This is a genomic window from Varibaculum sp. C0165D1 (assembly GCF_056590355.1).
Window position 1 is genome coordinate 276063 of record NZ_JBWPVY010000002.1, and the last position, 21554, is coordinate 297616.

Sequence of the window (21554 nt, forward strand, 5' to 3'; positions counted from 1 at the left end):
GTGAATAATAATCAGCCCGATCAGCCAGCAACTCCCGAGGAGTTCCACCGCTACCAAAAGCCGCGCCACGCCAAGCCGCCTGTTCCCGCAGCTCCCCCTGCGGGAACGCCAGCGGTTAAACCTCAAGATCAGCCGGCACAGAACGCTTTCCCAGCCCGCCAGTCCGGCAACCTCCTTCCCGGGCAGGCCGGTGTTCCCCAAGCGGCAAGCCCGCTACCCTCACAGGTCACGAGCTACCCGGCAGCGTATCCGGCTGTGCCCCAAACGCCGCAGCCGCTAAACCCGACTTTCGCTCAATCGTCACCGTTGGCACCCCCGGCTTTCCCGCAGCCTAAACCGAGCGCGCAGTCAATACCGGCGATAGCTAGCCCGCAACAACCACCACTGGCCTCCCCGCAGCCTATTACCACTCCCGAGCACCCTCAGCCGGTGCCATCAGGATCCCAAGCCGCTACGCAACTACCAGCAACCCAGATCGCTCAGCCCCAAACGGCTCCCGCGCAGCTGCAGCACCGCCGTGCAGACACCTCGGCTTTGCCTGAAAAACCCAGCACCGCGGTGCCACAGCCGCACACTAGCGCTGCTCCTAGTAGCTCCAGCGCCGCGCAAGGATCCCCAGTTGTAAGCCTCAATAATGTTTATAAAATTTATCGGCAGGGCGAAACGGAAGTGCGCGCCCTCGACGGCATCGATCTGCAAATCTATTTCGGGCAGTTCACCGCGATTGTGGGTCCCTCCGGATCTGGTAAATCTACCCTCCTGCATTGTCTGGCGGGTCTAGACAGCGTCACCAAAGGAACGGTGACAGTGGCAGGTAAAGACCTGGCCGCAATGAACGATAAAACCCTCACCCAGTTCCGCCGCGACCATATCGGGTTTGTGTTTCAATCATTCAACCTGATGCCTACGCTGACTGCCCTGGAAAATATCCGGCTGCCGCAGCTTCTAGCCGGTAAAAAAATCTCTTCTGCTTGGGAAAACCAGATTATTGAAATCTTAGATCTCAAAGACCGGCTCGCCCATAAGCCTTCAGAACTTTCTGGTGGGCAGCAGCAACGCGTGGCGGTCGCCCGCGCCCTAATCGCTAAACCTGCCCTGTTGGTAGCAGACGAGCCCACTGGAAATCTGGATTCGTCCTCCTCTAAGGAAGTGCTGAAACTATTACGTAATGCTGCCAGTGAGCTGGGGCAATCAGTAGTGATGGTTACTCACGACCCCGGTGCCGCCGCTATCGCTGACCGGGTGTTGATCGTCAAAGACGGCAAAATTACCCAAGAACTTTCTCACCCCACTCGCGGGCAACTTTCCCAGGTGATCTAAATGCGTTTCCTAACTAAAGCCAATCTGAAGGCGCATTCCCGCCAATATATTGCCACTGCCTGCGCTATTATCATCTGCTGTATTTTTATTTGTCTCGCCAGCTCTTTTGGATCCGTGATGGGTTGGGTCATCGGTGCCGGCGAAACCCAAATGATGAAGAACACCCAGGTGGTAGTCACTTACGGTAATTTTGACGAAGATTCACGAGCCGCCGTAAATGGCACCGTGGATGCGGAAAAGATTAAAAAGGACCCGCTACCAGCAATCCTGGCCGACCGCGCCGGGATTCGCCAGGCGAATGGGACCGACCTAGAATTGCAGCCGGTTTATCAGACCTGGGTCGGAGCTACCATCGGGAAAAAATCCGTGCAGATTCAAGGCGTGGGGCTATTTTCGCCCCAGTTCTACCGCCCTCCCCTTAGCGAAGGTAAAGAACCTACTGGGAAAAATCAGATTGCCCTGGCGGATAGCTATTTAGAGAAAACTGGGGTGGGCGTGGGCGACACTATCGAAATCCAGGTTCCACCCGCCTACGATGACAAGGACGCGAAACCCACAACCCAAAAAGTTACGGTCAGCGGGATCGTACGGCGGGATGCCTCCATGTATATCGGTCAGGTTCCTGACGTGTACCTCTCCCCAGACCTGGCAAAACATCTAGCGCAAGCCACTGAAATGGGAGTTAACCAGATATTGGTGCACACTCAGCAGGATCCGGCGAAGCTCGCCCGAAAGCTGGGGCAATATCTAAATGATAAACAGCTGCTCAGCCAGGATTTAGCGGTAGTTACCGTAACCCAAAAACAAAGCGAAACCACTGCCGGGAATGCCGAACAAATCGCCTTACAGGCGGTCGTCTTATTTTTCCCGCTCCTGGCGGTGCTGGTCTGTATCGGGATTGTTTCGGTTACTTTTCAGGTGGTACTGGCAAGGAGAAGGCGAGAAACCGCGCTGCTGCGCTGCGTAGGCGCCACCGTCGCGCAGGTACGCCGAGCGGCGCTCTTAGAATGTCTGCTGGTAGGGATAATTTCAGCGGTGATCGGGACTCTGATTGGGTGGTTGGGTTCAATCGGCCTGGTCTACGGCACCGGCATGATTGGCTCTTTGTCGCAAACCCTGGAAGTAACCGGGATTTTCCCGGTGGCCTTGTCTTTGGCTACCGGGATTCTAGTACCGCTTATTGGTGCTTTGCGTCCTACTTTGGGGCTCGGGAAGATCCGCCCGATTGCGGCGCTCAATACCCAGGAGCTTAATAAGAAAGGCAAACCCAAGCGGCATATTTTCCACTGGATTCTGACCGCATTCCTGGCAGTGGCCGGAAGCGGACTGTGGGTCTTGGCCTGGAACAATCGCGGTAGCGAGGACGGGACGGAACAGGCGATAGCTTTGGGAGCCGCCATCGCTGGCGCCCTCATCCTGATGTGTGCGGCCTTAATGATTTGCCGCTTCCTATTGCCGGCATTTACCGCCCTATTTACCCGCCCGTTTGCCCGCAAGTATGCGACCGCTAAACTAGCTGGTGAAAACGTGAAAAGGGATCCGCATCGCACCGGAGCGACCGCCACTGCCCTGGTGCTAGGGGTTACTTTAATGTCTACCATTTTGATTGGTACCGCCTCGGTACAAAAAACCGTAAATGATGAGATCAACCGGCGTTTCTCGGTTGACTATTCCCTGGTATATCCCAACCCGAGCATCCCTTTGACCCAGAACGAAATAAAGAAAGCTTCCCAGGTTGAGGGAGTTAGCGGCGTTGGAAAAATGCCGGGCATAGTTGCGGACACCATTACGAACGCACAGGGCAGCGCGCTCACCGAGGAGCAGCTGACAGGCACCTCTCCCGAGGATGCAGGGGACGGTGCCTGGACGGAAGATACTGGTGAAAGCGCCGGATCTGCGGATGCGGAGAGCGCTGCCTCAACAGAGAATCCTGATGAAAACGCAGAATCCGCAGATACAGAGAACCAGGAAAACACAGAGAAGGAAAGTCTGCGTCCCTTCTCGCTCGTGTTGGTCACCCTGCCAGAAAACGTTAATTCCTTGACCCGGAAAAGTATCCAGCAACCACAACCCGGAGAAATGTGGCTGGTAGGAGAGGTAGAAGCTCCGGTATCAGACCCAGTTAATCTTAATTTCAAAACGGGCAAGAAACTGACCGTCAAGGCGAAAGCCATGCCTAAGACTGCCAGCGGTTTCCCCGCTGATTACAGCGTCATCTACGGAGTACTCTCCCAGGCAGACTTTAAAGAGCTAACCGCTTCCGGAGTAAAAGCTCAAACCTATGGGGTAATCGCAAAGTTCGATTTGTCGCGGGGCGCCAGCGACACGATCCAGACGATTCAAGACTTTACTAACCAGTTCTGGAAAATTGGATCGGCAAGCCTCGAAAGCTCCGCGATGATATCTTCCATTGTCACCATGATTTTGCGAGTCATGATGCTGATTCTGCTGTGCCTGCTGGGGATTTCTGCCATCGTCGCCTTGGTGGGAGTGGCCAATACTCTCAGCTTGTCGGTGGTTGATCGCGCCCAAGAAAATGCGCTACTGCGGGCAGTAGGCGCGACTCGCACCCAAATAAGGCGGATGCTGATTATTGAGGGCACCCTGATCGGACTAGGAGCCCTAGTGGTGGGCGTGGCGTTGTCGGCGCTGTTCTCGTGGTTCGTGATGCACTGTATGCCGTTTGCCGGTCTAATCTCCCAAAAGAATATTGAACTTCAGATCCCTTGGGTCTGGGTGGGACTAGTGGTGCTGGTAACCGAACTATTCTGCTTCCTGGCATCGGTTCTACCCGGCAGGCGCGCCGCGAAGGCCAGCCCCATTGAAGCCTTAAACGCGGCTGACCAGTAGCATTTGTGAAGCGTTACCGCGTCGGGAGTGCTTGCACCCAAAAGTGACTCCCGGCGCCTATCCGGTCTAGGTACATGCCTAGGGCGCGCGGAAGGGACAGTTTACTTGCACCTAGCGTCTGCGTCCTCAAGCTTGCTTACTAAGACCAAAGCAGAATGCTATTAGAGAAAAGCCAAGCCTCTTGCCAGGGAGCCCTCAGTTTATGCTGCTAGATTTAAGTCACGAGGAGGAAATATGGCTGGAAAACGTTTTGGAAATGGCGTAAAAACCGCGCTGCTACTGGGAATCATGTGGGCAATTCTGCTGGGGATCGGATACCTGATTGCCTATGGCACCAATAACTCGGCGTTCTTGTGGATCTTCGCGGCTATCGGGTTGGCCTCCACCTTTTATAGCTATTGGAACTCGGACAAACTGGCAATCAGGGCGATGGGTGCCTACCCGCTAGATCCGGGGCAATACCCGCAGATAGTCAAGATCGTAACCGAGCTGTCACAAACCGCGGGGCAACCGATGCCCCGCCTCTATATTGCCCCCACCGCTACCCCGAATGCCTTTGCCACCGGCAGGAACCCCTCCCACGCGGCGGTTTGTTGTACCGAAGGGATTTTACAGATTCTTAATGAGCGAGAACTGCGCGGAGTGCTCTCCCACGAACTGATGCACGTATATAACCGCGATATTTTGACCTCCTCCATAGCCTCCGCGATTGGCGGTTTGATTACTTCCGCTGCGCAAATGATGTTCTTTTTCGGAGGAGGACGCCGGGATGGGGAAAGCTCCGGTCCCCTGGGCGCTATCGGGGCGCTATTAATGCTATTGCTGGCACCGCTGGCTGCGACCTTAACTCAACTAGCGATTTCTCGTACCCGCGAATTTGATGCTGATCAGTCCGGGGCAGAGCTTTCCCGCGACCCCTTAGCGCTGGCCAGTGCGCTAAAGAAGCTGGAGGCGGGAACTACTGCCCGTCCCCTGGTAAAAAATCCGCAGACCGAGAAAGTCGGCTTCATGATGATCGCCAACCCCTTCAAGGCAGGCGGATTCCAGCAACTATTTTCTACCCACCCGCCGATGGATCAGCGGATCCAGCGGCTAGAAGAAATGGCAGGGTACTAGGGCCAGCCTTGACAATCTGAGGCTACCCGCCTCGCGACCGGCAGTCTTAGCGGTGACAAGAAACCTGCGCCAGGTTTTGGGGTAGGCAGTCGCTAGCGACTACCCCGTTTAGAGCTACCTGGGAAAGCGGCTATTCGCCGTCCTGGCCGATTAAATCTTCGGGCACTTCCTCACCACGGGAAATCGCGCTCATCGCTTTACGGGACACCACTTTGACGCGCTCGCGCGAGCCGCGGCCACCCTCAACTTCCCCGAAATCTGCACCCAATTGCTTTTCGTATTCGTCCAGTAGCTCCCAGCCGTGCCAGGTGGAGAAGGGAACTCCGCGCTGCTTCAGCAGTTCAATCATGGCATCGTGACCTACCGCTTTCCCGGTTGCCACTAGCTTGCCTGCTTCCGCATCTTCTACCAGGTGAGCGATAGTTTGCTGGGCATCAGACTTGGTGGAGCCAATCAGCCCCACCGGGCCCCGCTTTACCCAACCGGTGGCGTAAATACCGTTCAAAGGCGTTCCCTCCAGGTCGGTAACCCGCCCTTCCTTATTGGGAATCACCCCGCGCGCCTCATCAAAAGGCAGCCCCGCAATCGGGGAAGAGAAATAACCGACCGCGCGATAAACCGCCTGTACCGGGGTTTCGCGCAGCTCGCCGGTACCAGAAACGGTTCCGTCCCCGTTCAGCTGAGTGCGTTCGGTAACCACGGCGCGCACATGCCCGTTCTCGTCCGCCAAAATTTCTTTCGGAGCAGAGAATAGGTGCAGGTGGATACGGCGGTCAGCGTCCTTATCGTCCTCATCCATCGCGTAGTTAATTAAGGTATCGACCACCATTTTGGTTTGCTTAGAGGCCGCAATCGCCTGCTCCGAGCCCTCATCGAACTCGAAATCTTCCTCGGAAACAATAACTTTTACTCCCGGCTGTTGCCCGAGTTCGCGCAGTTCCAAGGGGGTGAACTTCACCTGGGCGGGTCCGCGCCGCCCAAAAATATGCACATCCGTAATCGGGGATTTGTAAAGTTCTCTGGCCACATTTTCGGGGATTTCAGTTTTCAACATATCCGCCGGGTGCTTGGCCATTACCCGCGCAATATCCAGCGCGACGTTACCAACTCCGATAACCGCCACTTCTTTGGCCTCAAGCGGCCAAAAACGCGGATAGTCCGGGTTCCCGTCATACCAGGACACAAAATCGGAAGCACCGTAACACTCCGGCAGGTCTTGACCGGGCAAATCAATCGGTTTATCCCGATCAGATCCGGTGGCAAAAATAATCGCGTCATAGTGTTCATGCAGGTCATCAACGGTAATATCGCCGTCCTCGCCACCGACATTAACGTTTGCCAGCAAACGAATATCTCCGCGCTGCAAAACCTTGTAGAGAGCAGTAATAATCGCCCGAATGCGAGGGTGATCCGGCGCCACCCCGTAGCGAACCAAGCCATAGGGGGCAGGCAGGCGTTCAAATAAGTCAATCTCTACATTCAGGCCAGACTTGGACAAAATATCGGAAGCATAGATACCGGCGGGGCCGGCTCCAATTACGGCGACACTGAGCGGACGGTCAGACACTAAAACCCTTCCTTTTGCATTATCAACCTGGCGATGCCTACTTGTAGCACCTCAAACCTCCCCTATTGTAGCCAGGAAAGGGGTTTATCTTGCATTTTGTTGAGCGGTTTCACACTATGGAGCGCGGGCAAGACAGTGGCGCGGAACTTGCCTAAAACACCTGGGCAATTCTTAGGCCAAAACAGCAGCAGGATGCGAGCGCGAGCTTATCTGCCGCAATAAAGGCAAAGCCGCCCGCGAGAGAGGCTGACTGAGAGAGAATAGAAAAAGTTAAGGAGGAATCAAATGAGTAGACGGCAAACTCCGCGCAGACCAGCGATGTTGGATGCCGAGCAAGCAGAGAACATTCCCGGTGCCGAAGATGGGGCCATCTCCTCGGAGGTCGCCCACCTGGTAGCCCAAACTCTGTTGGGGATAGAAAAAGAGAGCGACGAGAACGTTCAGCGCTTGCGCCAGCTGCTGGAATCCGGCGGGATAGATACGGTTAGTGAGCTCTGGTCTAGCTCGCCCGCGGGCACTTTGCCAGGAACACTCTGGCGGCTCTACTTGGTGTATCAATGGTATTTACGTGACCCCAACCTGGTAAATGAACGTTTCCAGCAGGGCCTTGCCGCCCTGAAAATTAGGGAGGTTTTTTCTTCTCAGCACTGCGAAAAATCGGTGGCCGCCCTCATGGAGAAACTGGCGGCGCTGTGGAAAGCACAAGTTTCAATAGCCCAGTTAGCTCCGCTATTAGATCGCGTCAGTGATTTCTTACAGGTGCTGGCCAGTGGGGTCAGCGCCGAATGGATTAAAGATGCCCGGGATGAACTGGCCGATCCCGTAACCCTACGTCCTGAAGCGCTATTACAAACCGCGAGTGACCTAAAGCTTTCCGCACGTGCAGCCCAGGCAAATCGCTTAAACTAGAAACAAACCTACCCGGACGAGTTCAGTTACCGTCACCAAATTTATTAGAAGGGATCGGCATGGACAGCAAACAGGAAGCTGACAACAGGCCAGAACCGAAAGTACGTAAAGCCAAGATCAAAGAGGATGCGCAAGGCGACCCCCAGGTGGTGCCTACCCCCGCCGATATTGCCCGGGTTTACAAAGAAAACCCGCAAACTGAACCAGTAGTGCAGGTAGATCGGGTGGCAGCAGAATCCAACTTTGAGACCGCCACCGCCGATGAACTGATTTCTTCGAAAACTTCTCCCGAGCAGTTCCCCGGTACCGACTACGAGGATGCCGACTATGACCTGCCTACCGGCTCCTCTCCGTTTATAGATGGCCGTAAAATAGCTGCTGACGATGAGCTTTTGCCCCGACCGAAAAAAACCGCCACCCCTGCTGCGGAAAAGAGTACTGCAGGTAAAGTGACTGGTAAAGACGCTAAAGCTACCAGTAAAGATAGCGGTAAAGAGGCCGGTAAAGAAAGTTCGAAACCGACCGGTGACGCCAAAGGAAAAACTAGCGCTGCTACGCCCGCCAAAACCGGAAAGAAAACCAATACGGCCACCACTAAAGAGTCTTCGGCAAAGGCCAAGCCGACCGCTGAAAAAGAGACCACCAGCGCCGGTCACGCCCAAACCGATGGCCCTGAGGATCTTTCCCAAATCAGCCCCTCCACGTTGCGGGAGGCACCCGGGATGGACAAACTGGCGCAGGCCGGTCCCCTCGGTCAAGATAAACCCCTGCCCAAGGGACGCTTCGGGGATCGGGAACTTTCCTGGATGCAGTTCAACCAACGGGTACTAGAACAGGCTGAGGACGAGCGGCTCCCGATCTTAGAGCGCGCCTGGTTCACCACTATTTTCTCCTCTAACCTTGATGAGTTCTATATGGTGCGCGTGGCGGGACTAAAACGCCGGATTGCCGCCGGAATTGCCCGCACTGCTGCCTCGGGCCTCACCCCGCGCCAAGTACTCGACCTAGTAACTGAACGTGCCCAAGTCCTGTGTGCTCGGCAAGCCGGTTTCGTGCAAAACACTTTGCTAGGCGAACTGGAAAACGTGGGGATCAAGCTGCGCCGCTGGAACGATCTTGCCCCGGACCAGCAAGAATTTCTGCACGGATACTTCCGCCGCCAGATTTTCCCGATCCTGACCCCGCTCGCGGTCGACCCCTCGCACCCCTTCCCCTATATTTCGGGATTGTCGGTCAACTTGGCGGTGGTGGTGCGCAATCCGCTAACCGGCAAACAGCATTTCGCCCGGGTGAAGATTCCGGAAAGTCTGCCGCGCCTGATCTGCGTGGAACAGGCAATCGACCAGATCAGCCCGGAAGACGCAATTGATACTAACGGGGAAGCCACCTTCGTTACCCTCGAGGACGTTATCGGTCCCCACCTCGATCACCTCTTCCCGGGAATGGAAATCTTAGAACACCATGTATTCCGCCTGACCCGCAATGAGGATCTGGAAGTCGAAGAGGACGATGCCGAAAATCTGCTGACCGCCATGGAACAAGAATTGTTGCGGCGCCGTTTTGGCCCGGCAGTGCGCCTAGAGGTCGCCAAGGGGATCTCGCGGGCGGTACTCGACTTCTTGGTGGCCAAACTAGAGATCGGCATGGAGGACGTATTCGCCCTCCCCGAACCTATCGACCTGCGTTGTCTGGACGAACTGCATGAACTGGATCTGCCAGAACTCAAATATCAGAAGTTCGTACCCGCCACTGCTGCCGGTCTTGCCGAAGTAGAGTCGGCTACCCCCACCGATATTTTCGCCATGATCCGCAGCCACGATGTGTTGTTGCATCACCCCTATGATTCTTTCTCTACTTCGGTGCAGCACTTTGTAACCTATGCCGCTAAGGATCCGAAGGTGCGTTCGCTAAAGCAGACGCTGTATCGTACCTCCTCGGATTCGCCGATTGTGTCCGCCTTGATAGAGGCGGCACAAAACGGGAAACAGGTATTGGCGATCGTCGAGATCAAAGCTCGTTTCGATGAGGATGCCAATATCTCTTGGGCCCGCAAACTAGAGCGCGCTGGGGTACACGTAGTCTATGGCATGGTGGGGCTGAAAACTCACTGCAAACTATCGATGGTGGTTCGCGAAGAGGCCGATGGTATGCGCCGCTATTGCCACGTAGGCACCGGCAACTATCACCCCAAGACGGCACGCGGATATGAGGATCTGGGCCTGCTGACCTGTGACCGGGAGGTGGCCCAAGACCTTACTCGTCTGTTCAATCAGCTGTCTGGTTATGCGCCGCGTACTTCCTTCCATCGCCTGCTAGTGGCTCCGCGCTCTATCCGTCCCGGGATTATTGAATGTATTGAGCGCGAGGTAGAAAATCACCGTAAAGGCTTGCCGGCGTATGTCGGGATTAAAGTTAACTCCCTGGTAGATGAGGCGGTAACTGATGCTCTCTACCGCGCCAGCCAGGCAGGCGTACCGATCGATATTGTGGTTCGCGGAATTTGCACGATTCGTTCCGGGGTGCGCGGCCTATCGGAAAATATCCGGGTGCGCTCAATTTTGGGTCGTTTCCTAGAACACTCGCGGATTTATGCCTTTGAGAATGCCGGACAGCCGGAGGTGTGGATTGGTTCTGCCGACCTGATGCACCGCAACCTAGATCGCCGAGTAGAGGCGCTGATTCGGATAAAAGATGCCGACATGACCGCCGAACTCATGGATTTGGTGAAACTCGAAGCCTCGCCAGAGGTGTCTTCCTGGCATTTGCGTCGGGATGGAACTTGGCGGCGCCATATTGAAGCTAAGGATGGCTCGCCCCTTATGGACATTCAAGAGTACCTAATTAATAAGGCTAACTCGCGGATGAAGGGACGCTAAGCGGCGAATTTTCCGGCTAACTCTTCACGTTAATACAGTTTTACCCCTGTCACCTGGGAGAATGACCTTACACGTAATTTGTTAGACAATGGAAACAGATTACGAGAAAGGCAAGTGGCGATAATGACGGCTCGACCTAAGCCACCGCATATGCGGATAGTACGATCCGCAGGCGCATTAGTTTGGCGTCTGCGGCCAGAAGCTAACCCAATTTCTGGTACCTCCCTCCCCGCCAAGCGCCAAGATATCGAGGTACTGATAGTGCATCGACCCCGCTATGACGACTGGTCTTGGCCGAAAGGCAAACGCGAACCTGGGGAAGCTATCCCGGCAACGGCGGTGCGCGAGGTGGAAGAGGAAACCGGAGTTCCCATTCGACTAGGAGCACCGCTGACGGTGCAGCGTTATCGACTGGGATCGGGAGTAACCAAAGAGGTTTATTACTGGGTAGGTTTTCCGGATGTTTCCAAGGAAACTTTGCGAGCACGCCCCCTCGCTCCCCCGGCACCTAGCAAAGAAATTGATAAATCACAGTGGGTGGGGGCGCGCAAAGCTATGCGGATGCTAACTCGCCGCGGCGATCGCCGTCTGCTAGAAGAACTGCTCACCCGCTTGGCAGAGCACACTTTAGTAACCCGGACGGTGGCGGTGTTACGGCACGCTAAAGCCACCAAACGTTCTCGTTGGGAACACGGGGAGATGACTCGGCCGCTTTCACGCCGCGGCTCCTCGCAAGTGTTGCGGTTAATCCCGGCGCTTTCGGCTCTGGGGATTAACCAGATAATCACTTCCCCTTGGCGTCGCTGCGTGGCCACCGTTGCCCCCTATGCCACGCTCTCGGGTACTCCCCTAAAAATGGAGCCCGCTTTTACCGAGGACGCCTATCGGGAAAATCCTGCGGCTATGCGGAAAGCGGTTCGCAGGCTACTTTTAGATGCTCCTGCCGATCAGCCTCCCGATTCCTTGGCGATTTGCGTACATCGCCCCACGATTCCGGGGATTATTGGCGAGTTAGCTCCGCTGACGCCCAATAATTTAGGGAGAATACTTCCCCAGCGCGACCCCTATTTAAAAACTGCGGGAATGCTGATCGCGCATCTGGCTGACTATCCCGAGACCCGAATAGTTGATCTGGAACTATTCCGTCTAGATCCGTAGGGTCCCCCCAGGGGAATATTTTCACTGCTCTGCTGGCAGGGTTAGTCGCGCTGAGAGAGTTTCCTTGCTAGGTATACCGCGACTCAAACCAGCATCCGGACAGCTAAACTGGTGGCATGATTGATTCCCATTGCGACCCCAACCCGGAAATCTCGACCAGTGCATCCACAACCAGAACCGAGCCTTCCGTTCCTTACCTACTACCTCGGGTAGGTATTGGCAGCGACGTTCATGCTTTTGCTGACCCCGCCGACCCGGAGTCTGAGTCCCGTCCGTGCATGGTAGCCGGACTTTCCTGGCCGGGGGAAACCCCCCTTAAGGGGCATTCCGATGCGGATGTGGCCGCCCACGCCCTCTGTGACGCCATTTTATCGGCGGCCGGCCAAGGGGACTTGGGTACCCATTTTGGTACTGATCGTCCCCAGTGGCAGGGAGCCTCTGGTAAGCAGCTATTAGCAGCCACCATGGAGATTATTCACCAGGCAGGGTGGGAACTGGGAAATGCCGCCGTTCAGGTGATCGCTAATCATCCGCGGATGGGGGCACGCTATCAGCAGGCGCGGGAAGCCCTGGAGGAGGCAGTGGGGGCACCGGTTTCTATTTCCGCAACTACCTCGGACAAACTGGGGTTTACCGGACGCGGGGAGGGCGCGGCGGCGATAGCTACCGCCCTGGTTTACCCTCGATGCTGAACTGAGCTTCGCCGGGATCCCTTATCGGCAGTAATATCTTCACTGTGTCTAAGTAAAGAAAAACTCTCCTTATTAAAAGCTAGGCACAAACCCTTAGCCTCATTTAGCCTACTTACAGTCGCCAGACTCCTAAATACAGCGACCTAGATCACAAAAATCCAGGTCTTTAGACCTAGATGTTTTAGGAAAATTCTAGCTGGAAAATAGGTGCTCTAAACCTCTGTTTTTCTGCCGGTTTACCCTTTTTAAGTCAAAAAGACTTACAGCTCTCAAGTACCTAAAGTCCCGTACTATATTGTGATTTGCTCGACAGCGAGATAATATGTTTCGCAGTCGAAAGTCTCGGCGCAAACCCCAATGGAGAGCAAATGATAAGTACATTCTCAACATTAGTAATGCCCACAGTAGGTGCGGCAGATTTTATAAGTAGCGGGAGCACTAGCGGTATCGCCATCGCCATGGTGATTTACTTCGTAGCCATGATCTTGATCGGTATCTACGGTTACACCCGCACCCAAACCATGGATGACTACATGGTGGGGGGACGTTCCCTACCTCCCCTGGTAGCCGCGCTTTCCGCTGGTGCTGCGGATATGTCCGGGTGGTTAATGATGGGACTGCCGGGCGCCCTCTATCTAACCGGTCTGGTGGAATCCTGGATTGCCATCGGGCTGCTGATTGGTTCCTGGTGCGCCTGGAAATGGGTGGCTCCCCGTCTGCGTTCCTATTCGCAGGTAGCCGGAGACTCGATTACCGTTCCTTCGTTCATGTCGGCACGCCTTAAGGACGACAAATACGTCCTGCAGATGGTAGCCGGGATAATTATTCTTTTCTTCTTCACCATCTATGTGGCCAGCGGCATGGTGTCCGGCGGCGTGTTCTTCGAATCGATCTTCCATGTTAACTACCACGTGGGCATGGTAATCGTGGCCGGGGTGGTTATTCTTTACACCCTGGTAGGCGGGTTCTTGGCGGTGTCCTGGACCGACATGGTGCAAGGCATCATGATGTTAATCGCCCTGCTGCTGGTACCGATCTTCGGCGTAGTCGCCCTGGGCGGATTCGGAGTGATGACTGGCACCCTCAGTGGCCTGGAAGGTCATATGTTCTCCATCGTAGGTGATGGCGCTGCTGGTAAGTTGTCGATGCTCAACGGTCTGGCCTGGGGGCTGGGATATGTAGGTATGCCCCACGTAATCGTGCGTTATATGGCCCTGCGCTCCCCCAAAGAAGCGGTCTCGGCGCGCCGCCTAGGCATCGGCTGGATGTTCCTGTGTGTGCTAGGCGCTACTATGACCGCTCTCATCGGGCGTGCCCTAGTCGAAAATGGTCTCGGTGGAATCAAAGAAGCCTTAAGCAAGGTGTCACAAAACCCAGAAGAAAGTATTTACCTGGTGATGGGGGAAAAGCTCTTCCCCGCCGTGCTAGCCGGGTTCATGTTGGCTGCGATTTTGGCCGCCATCATGTCCACCGTGTCTTCGCAGCTATTGGTGACTTCCTCCGCAGTGGTTGAGGATATTTACCGCGGTATCAAGAAGCGCCGTCTGCTGGGCACCAAAGGTATTAACGCCGGCCGGATGGTGGTGTTAGCGATTTCGGTGATCGCCGCTTTCTTTGCCTGGTTCCGTACCGACTCGATTCTGGGTCTGGTTTCTTTCGCCTGGGCAGGCTTCGGGGCCGCCTTCGGTCCAGTGGTTGTACTCAGCCTCTACTGGCGCAAGTACACCTGGCAGGGTGCTGCTGCTGGTATGGCCGTGGGTGCTATTACCGTTGGCATCTGGGGAAATCTACCAGACACGGTGCCGATGTTCTTCCAGGTGTACGAGATCCTGCCCGGGTTCTTACTGAACCTGCTGGTCTCCTGGCTGGTGTCTCGCGCCACCTACAAGCCGAACAAGGAAATCGACGAAGAGTTCGATCTTGCCGTCAAACTGGCTCATGCCTCGCAAGAGGAAATTAACTCTACTTTAGAAGGACGCAAAGTTACCCCGGTAACCGTGGTGCCGATTGCGGAGGTAGAGACCGAAGGACAGGTACCTGAATCACAGAAAACTGAATAAAAAATGGGGACTAGGAAAAAAGTCCCTACAATCGGGGTACACTTCCTCGCATCTAGTGTTACCTTGAACATATAAGTGCGTAGAGGGTCGGGCAATTCCAAGCCCGGCTCTCTGCGCCCTTAGGTGCGATCGATACCTATTAACAGTTTCCTAAGAAAGGACTGAAACAAAATGTCAGAAAGCGTGGCTCCCCCCAAAGTTGGCGGGGAAACCGGCGACTGCCGTCACCTTGCGGATCTGGCGGTCGCTCGTGCCCAGAAATGGGTACGGGAGTCCGAGAAATATCCAGAAGATCGAGCAGCGAAGCTCCTTTCCCAGGTGCTCGAAGATCAGGCTGGTCTCGACTTTACGGTTGCCTTTGTAGACGGGGTTATTCGTCCCGAGGATATGCAGGTAGCAGCGGATGAGATGAACCGCCTTGCCTCCTCCTCTGTCGGCTTCCTCCCCTGGTACCTGCGTTTGCCCTTCAAACTGGGAGGCGCCTTGGCACCGGTATTACCCAAGGTGGTTGTCCCGATCACCCGTAGCGTATTCGCCAAGCTAGTTGGGGATCTAGTTCTGGACGTCTCCGATGCCAAACTGGGGCCGGCTATTGAGCGGCTAAAACAGGGCGGGATGCGGCTCAACATGAACCTGCTGGGCGAAGCGATCCTCGGCGACGAGGAAGCTAACAAGCGGCTGACCGACACTATGGCGCTGCTAGAGCGTCCGGACGTAGAGTACGTATCTTTGAAGGTTTCGGCGGTCACCGGTCCGCACAACCCCTGGGCATATGATCACGTGGTAGATCGGGCAGTAAACGCCCTCCTGCCGCTATATCGCCGCGCGAACTCCTATGAACAAAAGAAGTTCATCAACCTGGATATGGAGGAATACAAAGACCTTCATATGACCATTGATGTGTTCAAGAAGATTCTGGAAACCCCCGGACTAGAAAAGCTGGAAGCGGGCATCGTACTGCAGGCCTACCTGCCCGACGCCCTCCCCGCTATGAAGCACCTGCAAGAATGGGCGGCTGAGCGCGTAGCCAATGGGGGCGGACGCATCAAAGTTCGCGTTGTTAAGGGCGCAAACCTTTCGATGGAAACCGTGGATTCTCGCGAACGCGGCTGGAAACTCACCACCCAAAAGTGCAAGCAGGATACTGACTCTAACTACATGAAAGTGCTCGACTACGCCTTAACTAAAGAGCACACCCGCAACATTAAGATCGGGGTAGCAGGCATGAACCTGTTTACCGTGGCCTTTGCGTTCGAGCTAGCGCATGAGCGCGGAGTGCTGGAAAGCGGCGGAGTCGAGTTCGAGATGCTTACCGGGATGGCCTCTCCCCAGTCCAAGGCAGTAGCTGAGGACACGGGTCACCTGTTGTTCTACGTGCCGGTAGTTAACCCCGAAGAATACGACGTGGCTATCGCCTACCTGGTACGACGGTTGGAAGAAAACTCGCTGGATCAGAACTTTATGTCCGATATTTTCGATCTGGATGACGCGGATGTTCTGCATAAGGAAGAACAGCGTTTCCGTCGCGCCCTGGATCGGGTTTACGAGGTCGAAGTTGGTCCGGTACGTCAGCAAAATCGTCTCACCGAGACCGCCGACGATATTAAATCTTTTGTACAAAAAGACGGCGAGTGGACTTTCGCGAATACCCCGGATTCGGATCCTTCCTTGCCGGAAAATATCGAATGGTCGCGCGAGATCGTTAAGAATATTCCCGATTGTCAGATTGGGATTAAAGAAGTTGAAGAAGCCACCGTTTCCGATGCCAACGTGCTAGATCAAATGCTAGCCGGGGCGGTTGCGGCGGCCGAAGTTTGGGCGGCGCGTCCCGCTAAGGAACGCTCCGAGATTATTCACCGCGTAGGCGTCGGGCTCAGCCAGCACCGCGCCCAGCTGATGGAAGTTGCGGCTGCCGAATGCGGTAAAGCCCTAGATGGCGGCGATATCGAGGTATCTGAGGCTGTCGACTTCTGCCACTACTACGGTCAGCAGTGCCTAGAGCTGGAACAGCAAGAGGGCGCCAAGTTCAAGCCCGCCCGGGTAACGGTTTCGACCCCGCCCTGGAACTTCCCGATCGCTATTCCTACCGGTTCTACCGTGTCGGCGCTAGCTGCCGGTTCAGCCGTAATCTTCAAACCGGCTAAAGAAGCTGCTCGTACAGGTGCGCTACTAGCCAAGATTATGTGGGATGCAGGAGTTCCACGTGAGGTTTTGCAATTTGTCCAGCTGGGCAACCGGGATCTGGGTAAGAACCTGATGGCGGATGAACGAGTAGATCGGGTAATTTTGACCGGATCTATCGACACTGCCAAGATGTTCCGTTCCTGGGACAACAATATGGGTCTGCTGGCGGAAACCTCCGGCAAGAACGGTATTATTGTCACCCCCTCGGCGGATCTGGATCTGGCAGTCAAAGATATTATCAACTCGGCATTTGGCCACTGTGGTCAGAAGTGCTCCGCCTCCTCGCTGGCAATTCTGGTCGGTTCGGTAGGTTACTCCGAAAGGGTGCATCGTCAGCTACTTGACGGCGTGCGCTCTCTAATCGTGGACTACCCCTCCAACCCCTCCAGCCAAACCGGTTCGCTATGCACCCCGGCCAAAGGCAAACTGCTGCGCGGCCTAACCACTTTGGGACCGGGCGAGCATTGGGCGCTCAAGCCCAAGCAGCTAGATGATTCCGGAAAGCTCTGGACTCCGGGTATTCGCGCTGGTGTACAGCCGGGCAGCGAATACCACCTGACCGAATATTTCGGTCCGATTCTGGGTATTATCCGCTGCGACACCTTGGAAGAGGCCATCGAGATTCAAAACGCGACCGATTACGGTTTGACCGCCGGTTTACACTCTTTGGATGCCGATGAAATCAACCTCTGGCTAGATCGAGTACAGGCCGGTAACGTCTACGTCAACCGCGGTATCACCGGCGCTATCGTGCGCCGTCAACCCTTCGGTGGTTGGAAGAACTCCGCGATTGGTGCGGGCACCAAGGCGGGCGGCCCCTCTTACCTATTCGGCATGGGCGAATGGGATGTTGACGGGGTTCCTGCGAATGAGGGCGTGGAACTGCGTAACCGGGCTCTGGTGGAGGCCGCGAAGGTGGCACGCTCTCTGGACTCTAATAAAGAGTTCGTGATGGCATCGCTACGCTCCTCCCAGCAGGCGCTGGACTCCGAGTTTGGCATTGGGCATGACCCCTCTGATCTGCGGGTAGAACGTAACGTGTTGCGTTACCGTCCGTTGCCGGTACTCATCCGGCTATCCGAGGGCGAGGACGCCTCCCAGGTACTGATGCTGGCCGCTACCGGTCGCGCCGCGGGCTCTAAAGTGTCGGTGTCGATGCCGCAAGAACCTGACTCTGCGCTGTTGCAGTACCTGCGAGTACAGCACATTGATTACGAGGTTGAATCCGATCAATCCTTCCGTGACCGTCTGCCCGCCTGGGCGGCCGGTGCCGGTCTGGATGCTCGTATCCGCCTGATTGGTGGGGATGTCAAAGCAGTAAACGAAGCTGTCAATGGCAATGTGAACGTAGCAGTATGGTCGCACCCGGTTACCGCTTGTGGACGCGTAGAAATGATTCCATTTGTACGTGAACAGGCAGTAGCCTTTACGAACCACCGCTTCGGTAATCACACTCCGCTTTCGGAGCAGGTGAAAATCTAGGCGCTGCTTTAGTTCAATAACTAAATAAATGCCTTGCGGGGGTTGGGAAATATTTCCCAACCCCCGCAAAAGTTTTCTCCCGCGAATAAGGTAAATACCGCGAGCAGACAATCGGCCGAAAATTCCGCTGTGCCCCTAGCGCCCTAACGAAGCCTACCAGCAGTTACAACTACCCAATAACTAGCTGACCAGCTGGCCTGACAGTGTCTAAGCCTATTGGTGAGGTACTATTTCCCACTCTGCTAACCGCGCCTTGCGATTACTTTGTCACCTTTAACTGCAGCTTGGTGGCCACGATCCTAGTTACTGACTTGTCTACCTGCTCCTGGCTAATTTTCCCCGCTTTCACCGCTGACAGGACCCCCTGGTAGGCAGCGTCAAAATCTTTAGGATCAAGCACAATATCAATCCCCGCCTGAATCGCCTGCACCGCCGCCTCTGCCGGCTGGTAGTTGTCGCTAATTGCCCCCATGCTCATAGCATCGGTAATCAAAATTCCTTGGTACTGCAGCTTTTCTCGCGCCCAGCCAGTTACCACCTTTTTTGACAGGCTAGCGGGAGTGTTGTCTCCAAAAGCCTTCGGAAAACAAACGTGGCTAACCATAATCAGTTTTACGTCTTTAGCGACCGCATCTTTGAAAGGCACTAAATCCACATTTTCCAACTGGGTGGCATCCTGCTGCGAAACAGTTATCCCCTTATGGGAGTCTGCGCTGGTAGAGCCGTGTCCGGGAAAATGTTTATAGGTGGCGAGTACCCCGCTGGTCTGCAAGCCTTTAGTAAAAGCAGCTGTCATATTGCTAACCGTCTGGGGATCACTGCTAAACGCCCGATATTTAAGCAAATCATTTTTCGGATTCGTCAGCACATCCGCATCGGGGGCAAAATCGATATTGAACCCTAAATCAGCTAAGTATTTCCCCATTTCAGTACCAATTTGGAGGGCGCGATTGCTATCCTTCCCGGCACCGACTTCACTCATATTCGGATAAGGTTTAATCCCCATACCCTTGCTACCACTAACCCGAGCAACCGTGCCGCCCTCCTCATCAACCGCGATAAAGACGGGGATCCCGGTCCGCTCTTTACTATATTTCTGCAGGTTGGCGAGCATAGTTTTAACTTGCTCCGGCGATTGCAGATTCGCAGAGTTATAAATAACGCCCCCCACCGGCCGCTTCGCAAACGCCTGTTTCGTTTGGTCTCCAGACGCCACCACGCTCCCCTTGAACTTGGAGAGCGCTTCCGGAGTTACCATAAACAGCTGGGCAACTTTATCTTCTAAAGACATTTTTGCTACTAAGGATGCAGCCGAATCCGGTTTAGCGTTTTTAGCCAAGGTACTAGCGGTGGGCGCGGGAGTAGCTTTTTTCGGCTTAGACGGGGAGCCGCTAGTAGCGCTACTACAGGCGCTTACCATTCCCAAAGCTATCGTCACCGCAATAGTGGTTACTATCAGACGCGACTTTCTTGCGAAACTATTGCCGAAAAGTGATTTTCTATTAGTCATCGTTACCCTTGCTTCCTACTGTTCGTACTCACAAACATAACCGGCTTTCCCGCTAATTCTGGCTGCGGAATCGGGAGCTTCAAGCATATTGTTACGTTCATCGTTCCACGACCACTGACCTCTAATCTTCCACAAAATCAGATAGAACTCCGGGGCGCCATCTAAATCAGTATGGGAGGGTTCGCCCGGGAACCAGTTCTGATATGACCATTCTTCACCAGTCACCCAGTGGGCAAAAACCCCATTATCTCTTTCGGAAGTGTATCCACCCATCCAGGCGAACTCGATTCCCTTAGATTCAACTAAGGAAATCACCTGCTGTTCTTCCTGTTGGCTGGTGATCGTCACCAAATGCCCGCCCTTACTCATGCAGATATTATTGGCCTCGGTCCAGGTCTTGTCTTCTCTAAACGCCTCATAGCGGCTCTTGTGCTTCTCCACGCCAGTACGTTTAACCGGAGTAAAAGAAACACCGTCCTTAATAGCACCTAGTTTGAAGTCATCGGCGTCCCCGATCAGCGCCGAAATAGTCCGTTCTGCATAGGGGTCGGCTTTGGCATCAGAAGTATATTCAATGGTGTAAAGATTCTTTTGCCGAGAGTTAATCTTTTCCAGGACTTCCCCCATATCGGAAATCGAATTAATATCCCACAGATATCCTTTGGTTTGATCTGCAATTTGCTGCAAGGTGTCCAAATCAGATTCGGAGCTACCTATCAAGTAGATGGGCACTGCCTTTTCTGTGGCCAAGCTGATTACTTCATCTAAGGTGTGGGAACTAGAGTTTTCGATCCCGTCGGTAAAGGCGATCACACAGTTCGATCCCGTGCGGTTGCCCGCATTTGAAACCCCCTCGTACAAAGCATCATAGAGCGCGGTATCACCATCAGCGGTGATATTCGAGATCCCCGTTAATAACCTATTTTTTTCTCCGGTCAGCGTAGACATATACATGAGATAGGTATCGAACGCCATTAGCTCTGCTTTATCGCCGACTTTATAGTCGAGGCTATTAACGAAGTTACGCATGGCGTTTTGCATCTCTCCCAAATCTTCCGACATGGAAGCCGATTTGTCTAAGAGCACCTCAAAACCTACGCCCTGGTTATCTTTGATCCTCTCTATTTTCTTTATCTCGCGTTTTATTTCGCCCCCACCAGCGATTTTTTCTTTTATTGCCGCGGTAGGGGATTTAAGCGTAAGTTCTTGGTGGTCGCTGTCTGTTAAAGACAAGTAAAGGCGCACCGTCGGGTACTGAGATACATCGGTACTTACTATTTCTAAATCATAGTTGGCTTGGTTTTCAGTTAGCTCCGCGCGCAGCGAATCATAATCGGCAGTGGTGCCAGAAAGCGGGGACACATAGTTCGCGTAATACAACCAGCCCCCTACGGTTAGTACTAGCACTATTGCCAAGACGCTGGCCAAGCCAATGATTAGACCCCGATTTCTGTTTTTCGGGGCGGCGGCAGTATTTGCCATCGGTGCCGCGTAGCCACCTGCAGGTGGCACCTGGTAGGGGTAGCCCCCCGGATAGGGTTGACTCGAGGAAGACGCGCCCGCAGCCGGGTTAAAGGGGCTCGACTGCCCCGGATAGGGCGAGGTAGCGGGAGGATATTGACCGGGATAGCCACTGTAACCCGGGTAAGTGCCATAAGGATTCGGCTGAGTTTGCGCGTTTGAACCGGTGCTAGCTGCCTGTCCATTGCTTCCCGATTCGAGCGCGGCCCCGCATTTACTGCAAAAATCTGCCGCGTCAGAATTGTTATTGCCACAGTGCGAACAAAAAGCCATATTTCTAATTCCTTAAAATGGGGAGATTTATAGATC

The 21554-nt window shown here is 54.5% G+C and carries 12 protein-coding genes; 9 read left to right on the forward strand and 3 right to left on the reverse strand.

Features of this window, described 5'->3' with window-relative positions; translation table 11 throughout:
- From AC1EKS_RS03840 to htpX, 3 genes are all read left to right on the forward strand, one after another.
- Entirely contained in the window at window positions 1–1320 is a 1320-nt protein-coding gene (locus AC1EKS_RS03840; RefSeq protein WP_481009699.1) for an ABC transporter ATP-binding protein, read from the forward strand.
- The gene (locus AC1EKS_RS03845) at window positions 1321–4170 is read left to right on the forward strand and encodes an FtsX-like permease family protein (protein WP_481009698.1); all 2850 of its coding nucleotides are present in this window, start codon (window positions 1321–1323) and stop codon (window positions 4168–4170) included.
- Window positions 4171–4404: 234 nt separating this feature from the next.
- Window positions 4405–5286 carry a zinc metalloprotease HtpX gene (htpX, locus tag AC1EKS_RS03850; RefSeq protein ID WP_481009697.1) on the forward strand — a complete coding sequence of 294 codons (882 nt, stop codon included), beginning with the start codon at window positions 4405–4407 and terminating at the stop codon, window positions 5284–5286.
- A 130-nt stretch (window positions 5287–5416) separates the two neighbouring features.
- Here htpX and AC1EKS_RS03855 read toward each other — a convergent pair whose 3' ends face one another.
- Window positions 5417–6853, reverse strand: coding sequence for an FAD-dependent oxidoreductase (locus AC1EKS_RS03855; protein WP_481009696.1), 1437 nt, complete (start codon window positions 6851–6853; stop codon window positions 5417–5419).
- 285 nt (window positions 6854–7138) lie between these two features.
- Between AC1EKS_RS03855 and AC1EKS_RS03860 the strand changes: the two genes are divergently transcribed.
- From AC1EKS_RS03860 to AC1EKS_RS03885, 6 genes are all read left to right on the forward strand, one after another.
- Window positions 7139–7762 carry a hypothetical protein gene (locus AC1EKS_RS03860; RefSeq protein WP_481009695.1) on the forward strand — a complete coding sequence of 208 codons (624 nt, stop codon included), beginning with the start codon at window positions 7139–7141 and terminating at the stop codon, window positions 7760–7762.
- Window positions 7763–7821: 59 nt separating this feature from the next.
- Complete coding sequence (locus AC1EKS_RS03865; protein ID WP_481010237.1) at window positions 7822–10638, forward strand: RNA degradosome polyphosphate kinase; 2817 nt, start codon at window positions 7822–7824, stop codon at window positions 10636–10638.
- A 123-nt stretch (window positions 10639–10761) separates the two neighbouring features.
- Window positions 10762–11796, forward strand: coding sequence for an NUDIX hydrolase (locus AC1EKS_RS03870; protein ID WP_481009711.1), 1035 nt, complete (start codon window positions 10762–10764; stop codon window positions 11794–11796).
- A gap of 116 nt (window positions 11797–11912) precedes the next feature.
- Window positions 11913–12488, forward strand: coding sequence for a 2-C-methyl-D-erythritol 2,4-cyclodiphosphate synthase (ispF, locus tag AC1EKS_RS03875; RefSeq protein ID WP_481010239.1), 576 nt, complete (start codon window positions 11913–11915; stop codon window positions 12486–12488).
- A gap of 368 nt (window positions 12489–12856) precedes the next feature.
- Entirely contained in the window at window positions 12857–14548 is a 1692-nt protein-coding gene (gene putP / locus AC1EKS_RS03880) for a sodium/proline symporter PutP (protein ID WP_481010241.1), read from the forward strand.
- A gap of 171 nt (window positions 14549–14719) precedes the next feature.
- Complete coding sequence (locus AC1EKS_RS03885) at window positions 14720–18214, forward strand: proline dehydrogenase family protein (RefSeq protein WP_481010243.1); 3495 nt, start codon at window positions 14720–14722, stop codon at window positions 18212–18214.
- A 259-nt stretch (window positions 18215–18473) separates the two neighbouring features.
- Here AC1EKS_RS03885 and AC1EKS_RS03890 read toward each other — a convergent pair whose 3' ends face one another.
- Window positions 18474–19724: a glycoside hydrolase family 3 protein gene (locus AC1EKS_RS03890; protein ID WP_481010245.1), complete on the reverse strand. Its 1251-nt coding sequence runs from the start codon at window positions 19722–19724 to the stop codon at window positions 18474–18476.
- 15 nt (window positions 19725–19739) lie between these two features.
- Window positions 19740–21518 carry a VWA domain-containing protein gene (locus AC1EKS_RS03895; RefSeq protein WP_481010247.1) on the reverse strand — a complete coding sequence of 593 codons (1779 nt, stop codon included), beginning with the start codon at window positions 21516–21518 and terminating at the stop codon, window positions 19740–19742.
- Window positions 21519–21554 lie beyond the last annotated feature (36 nt).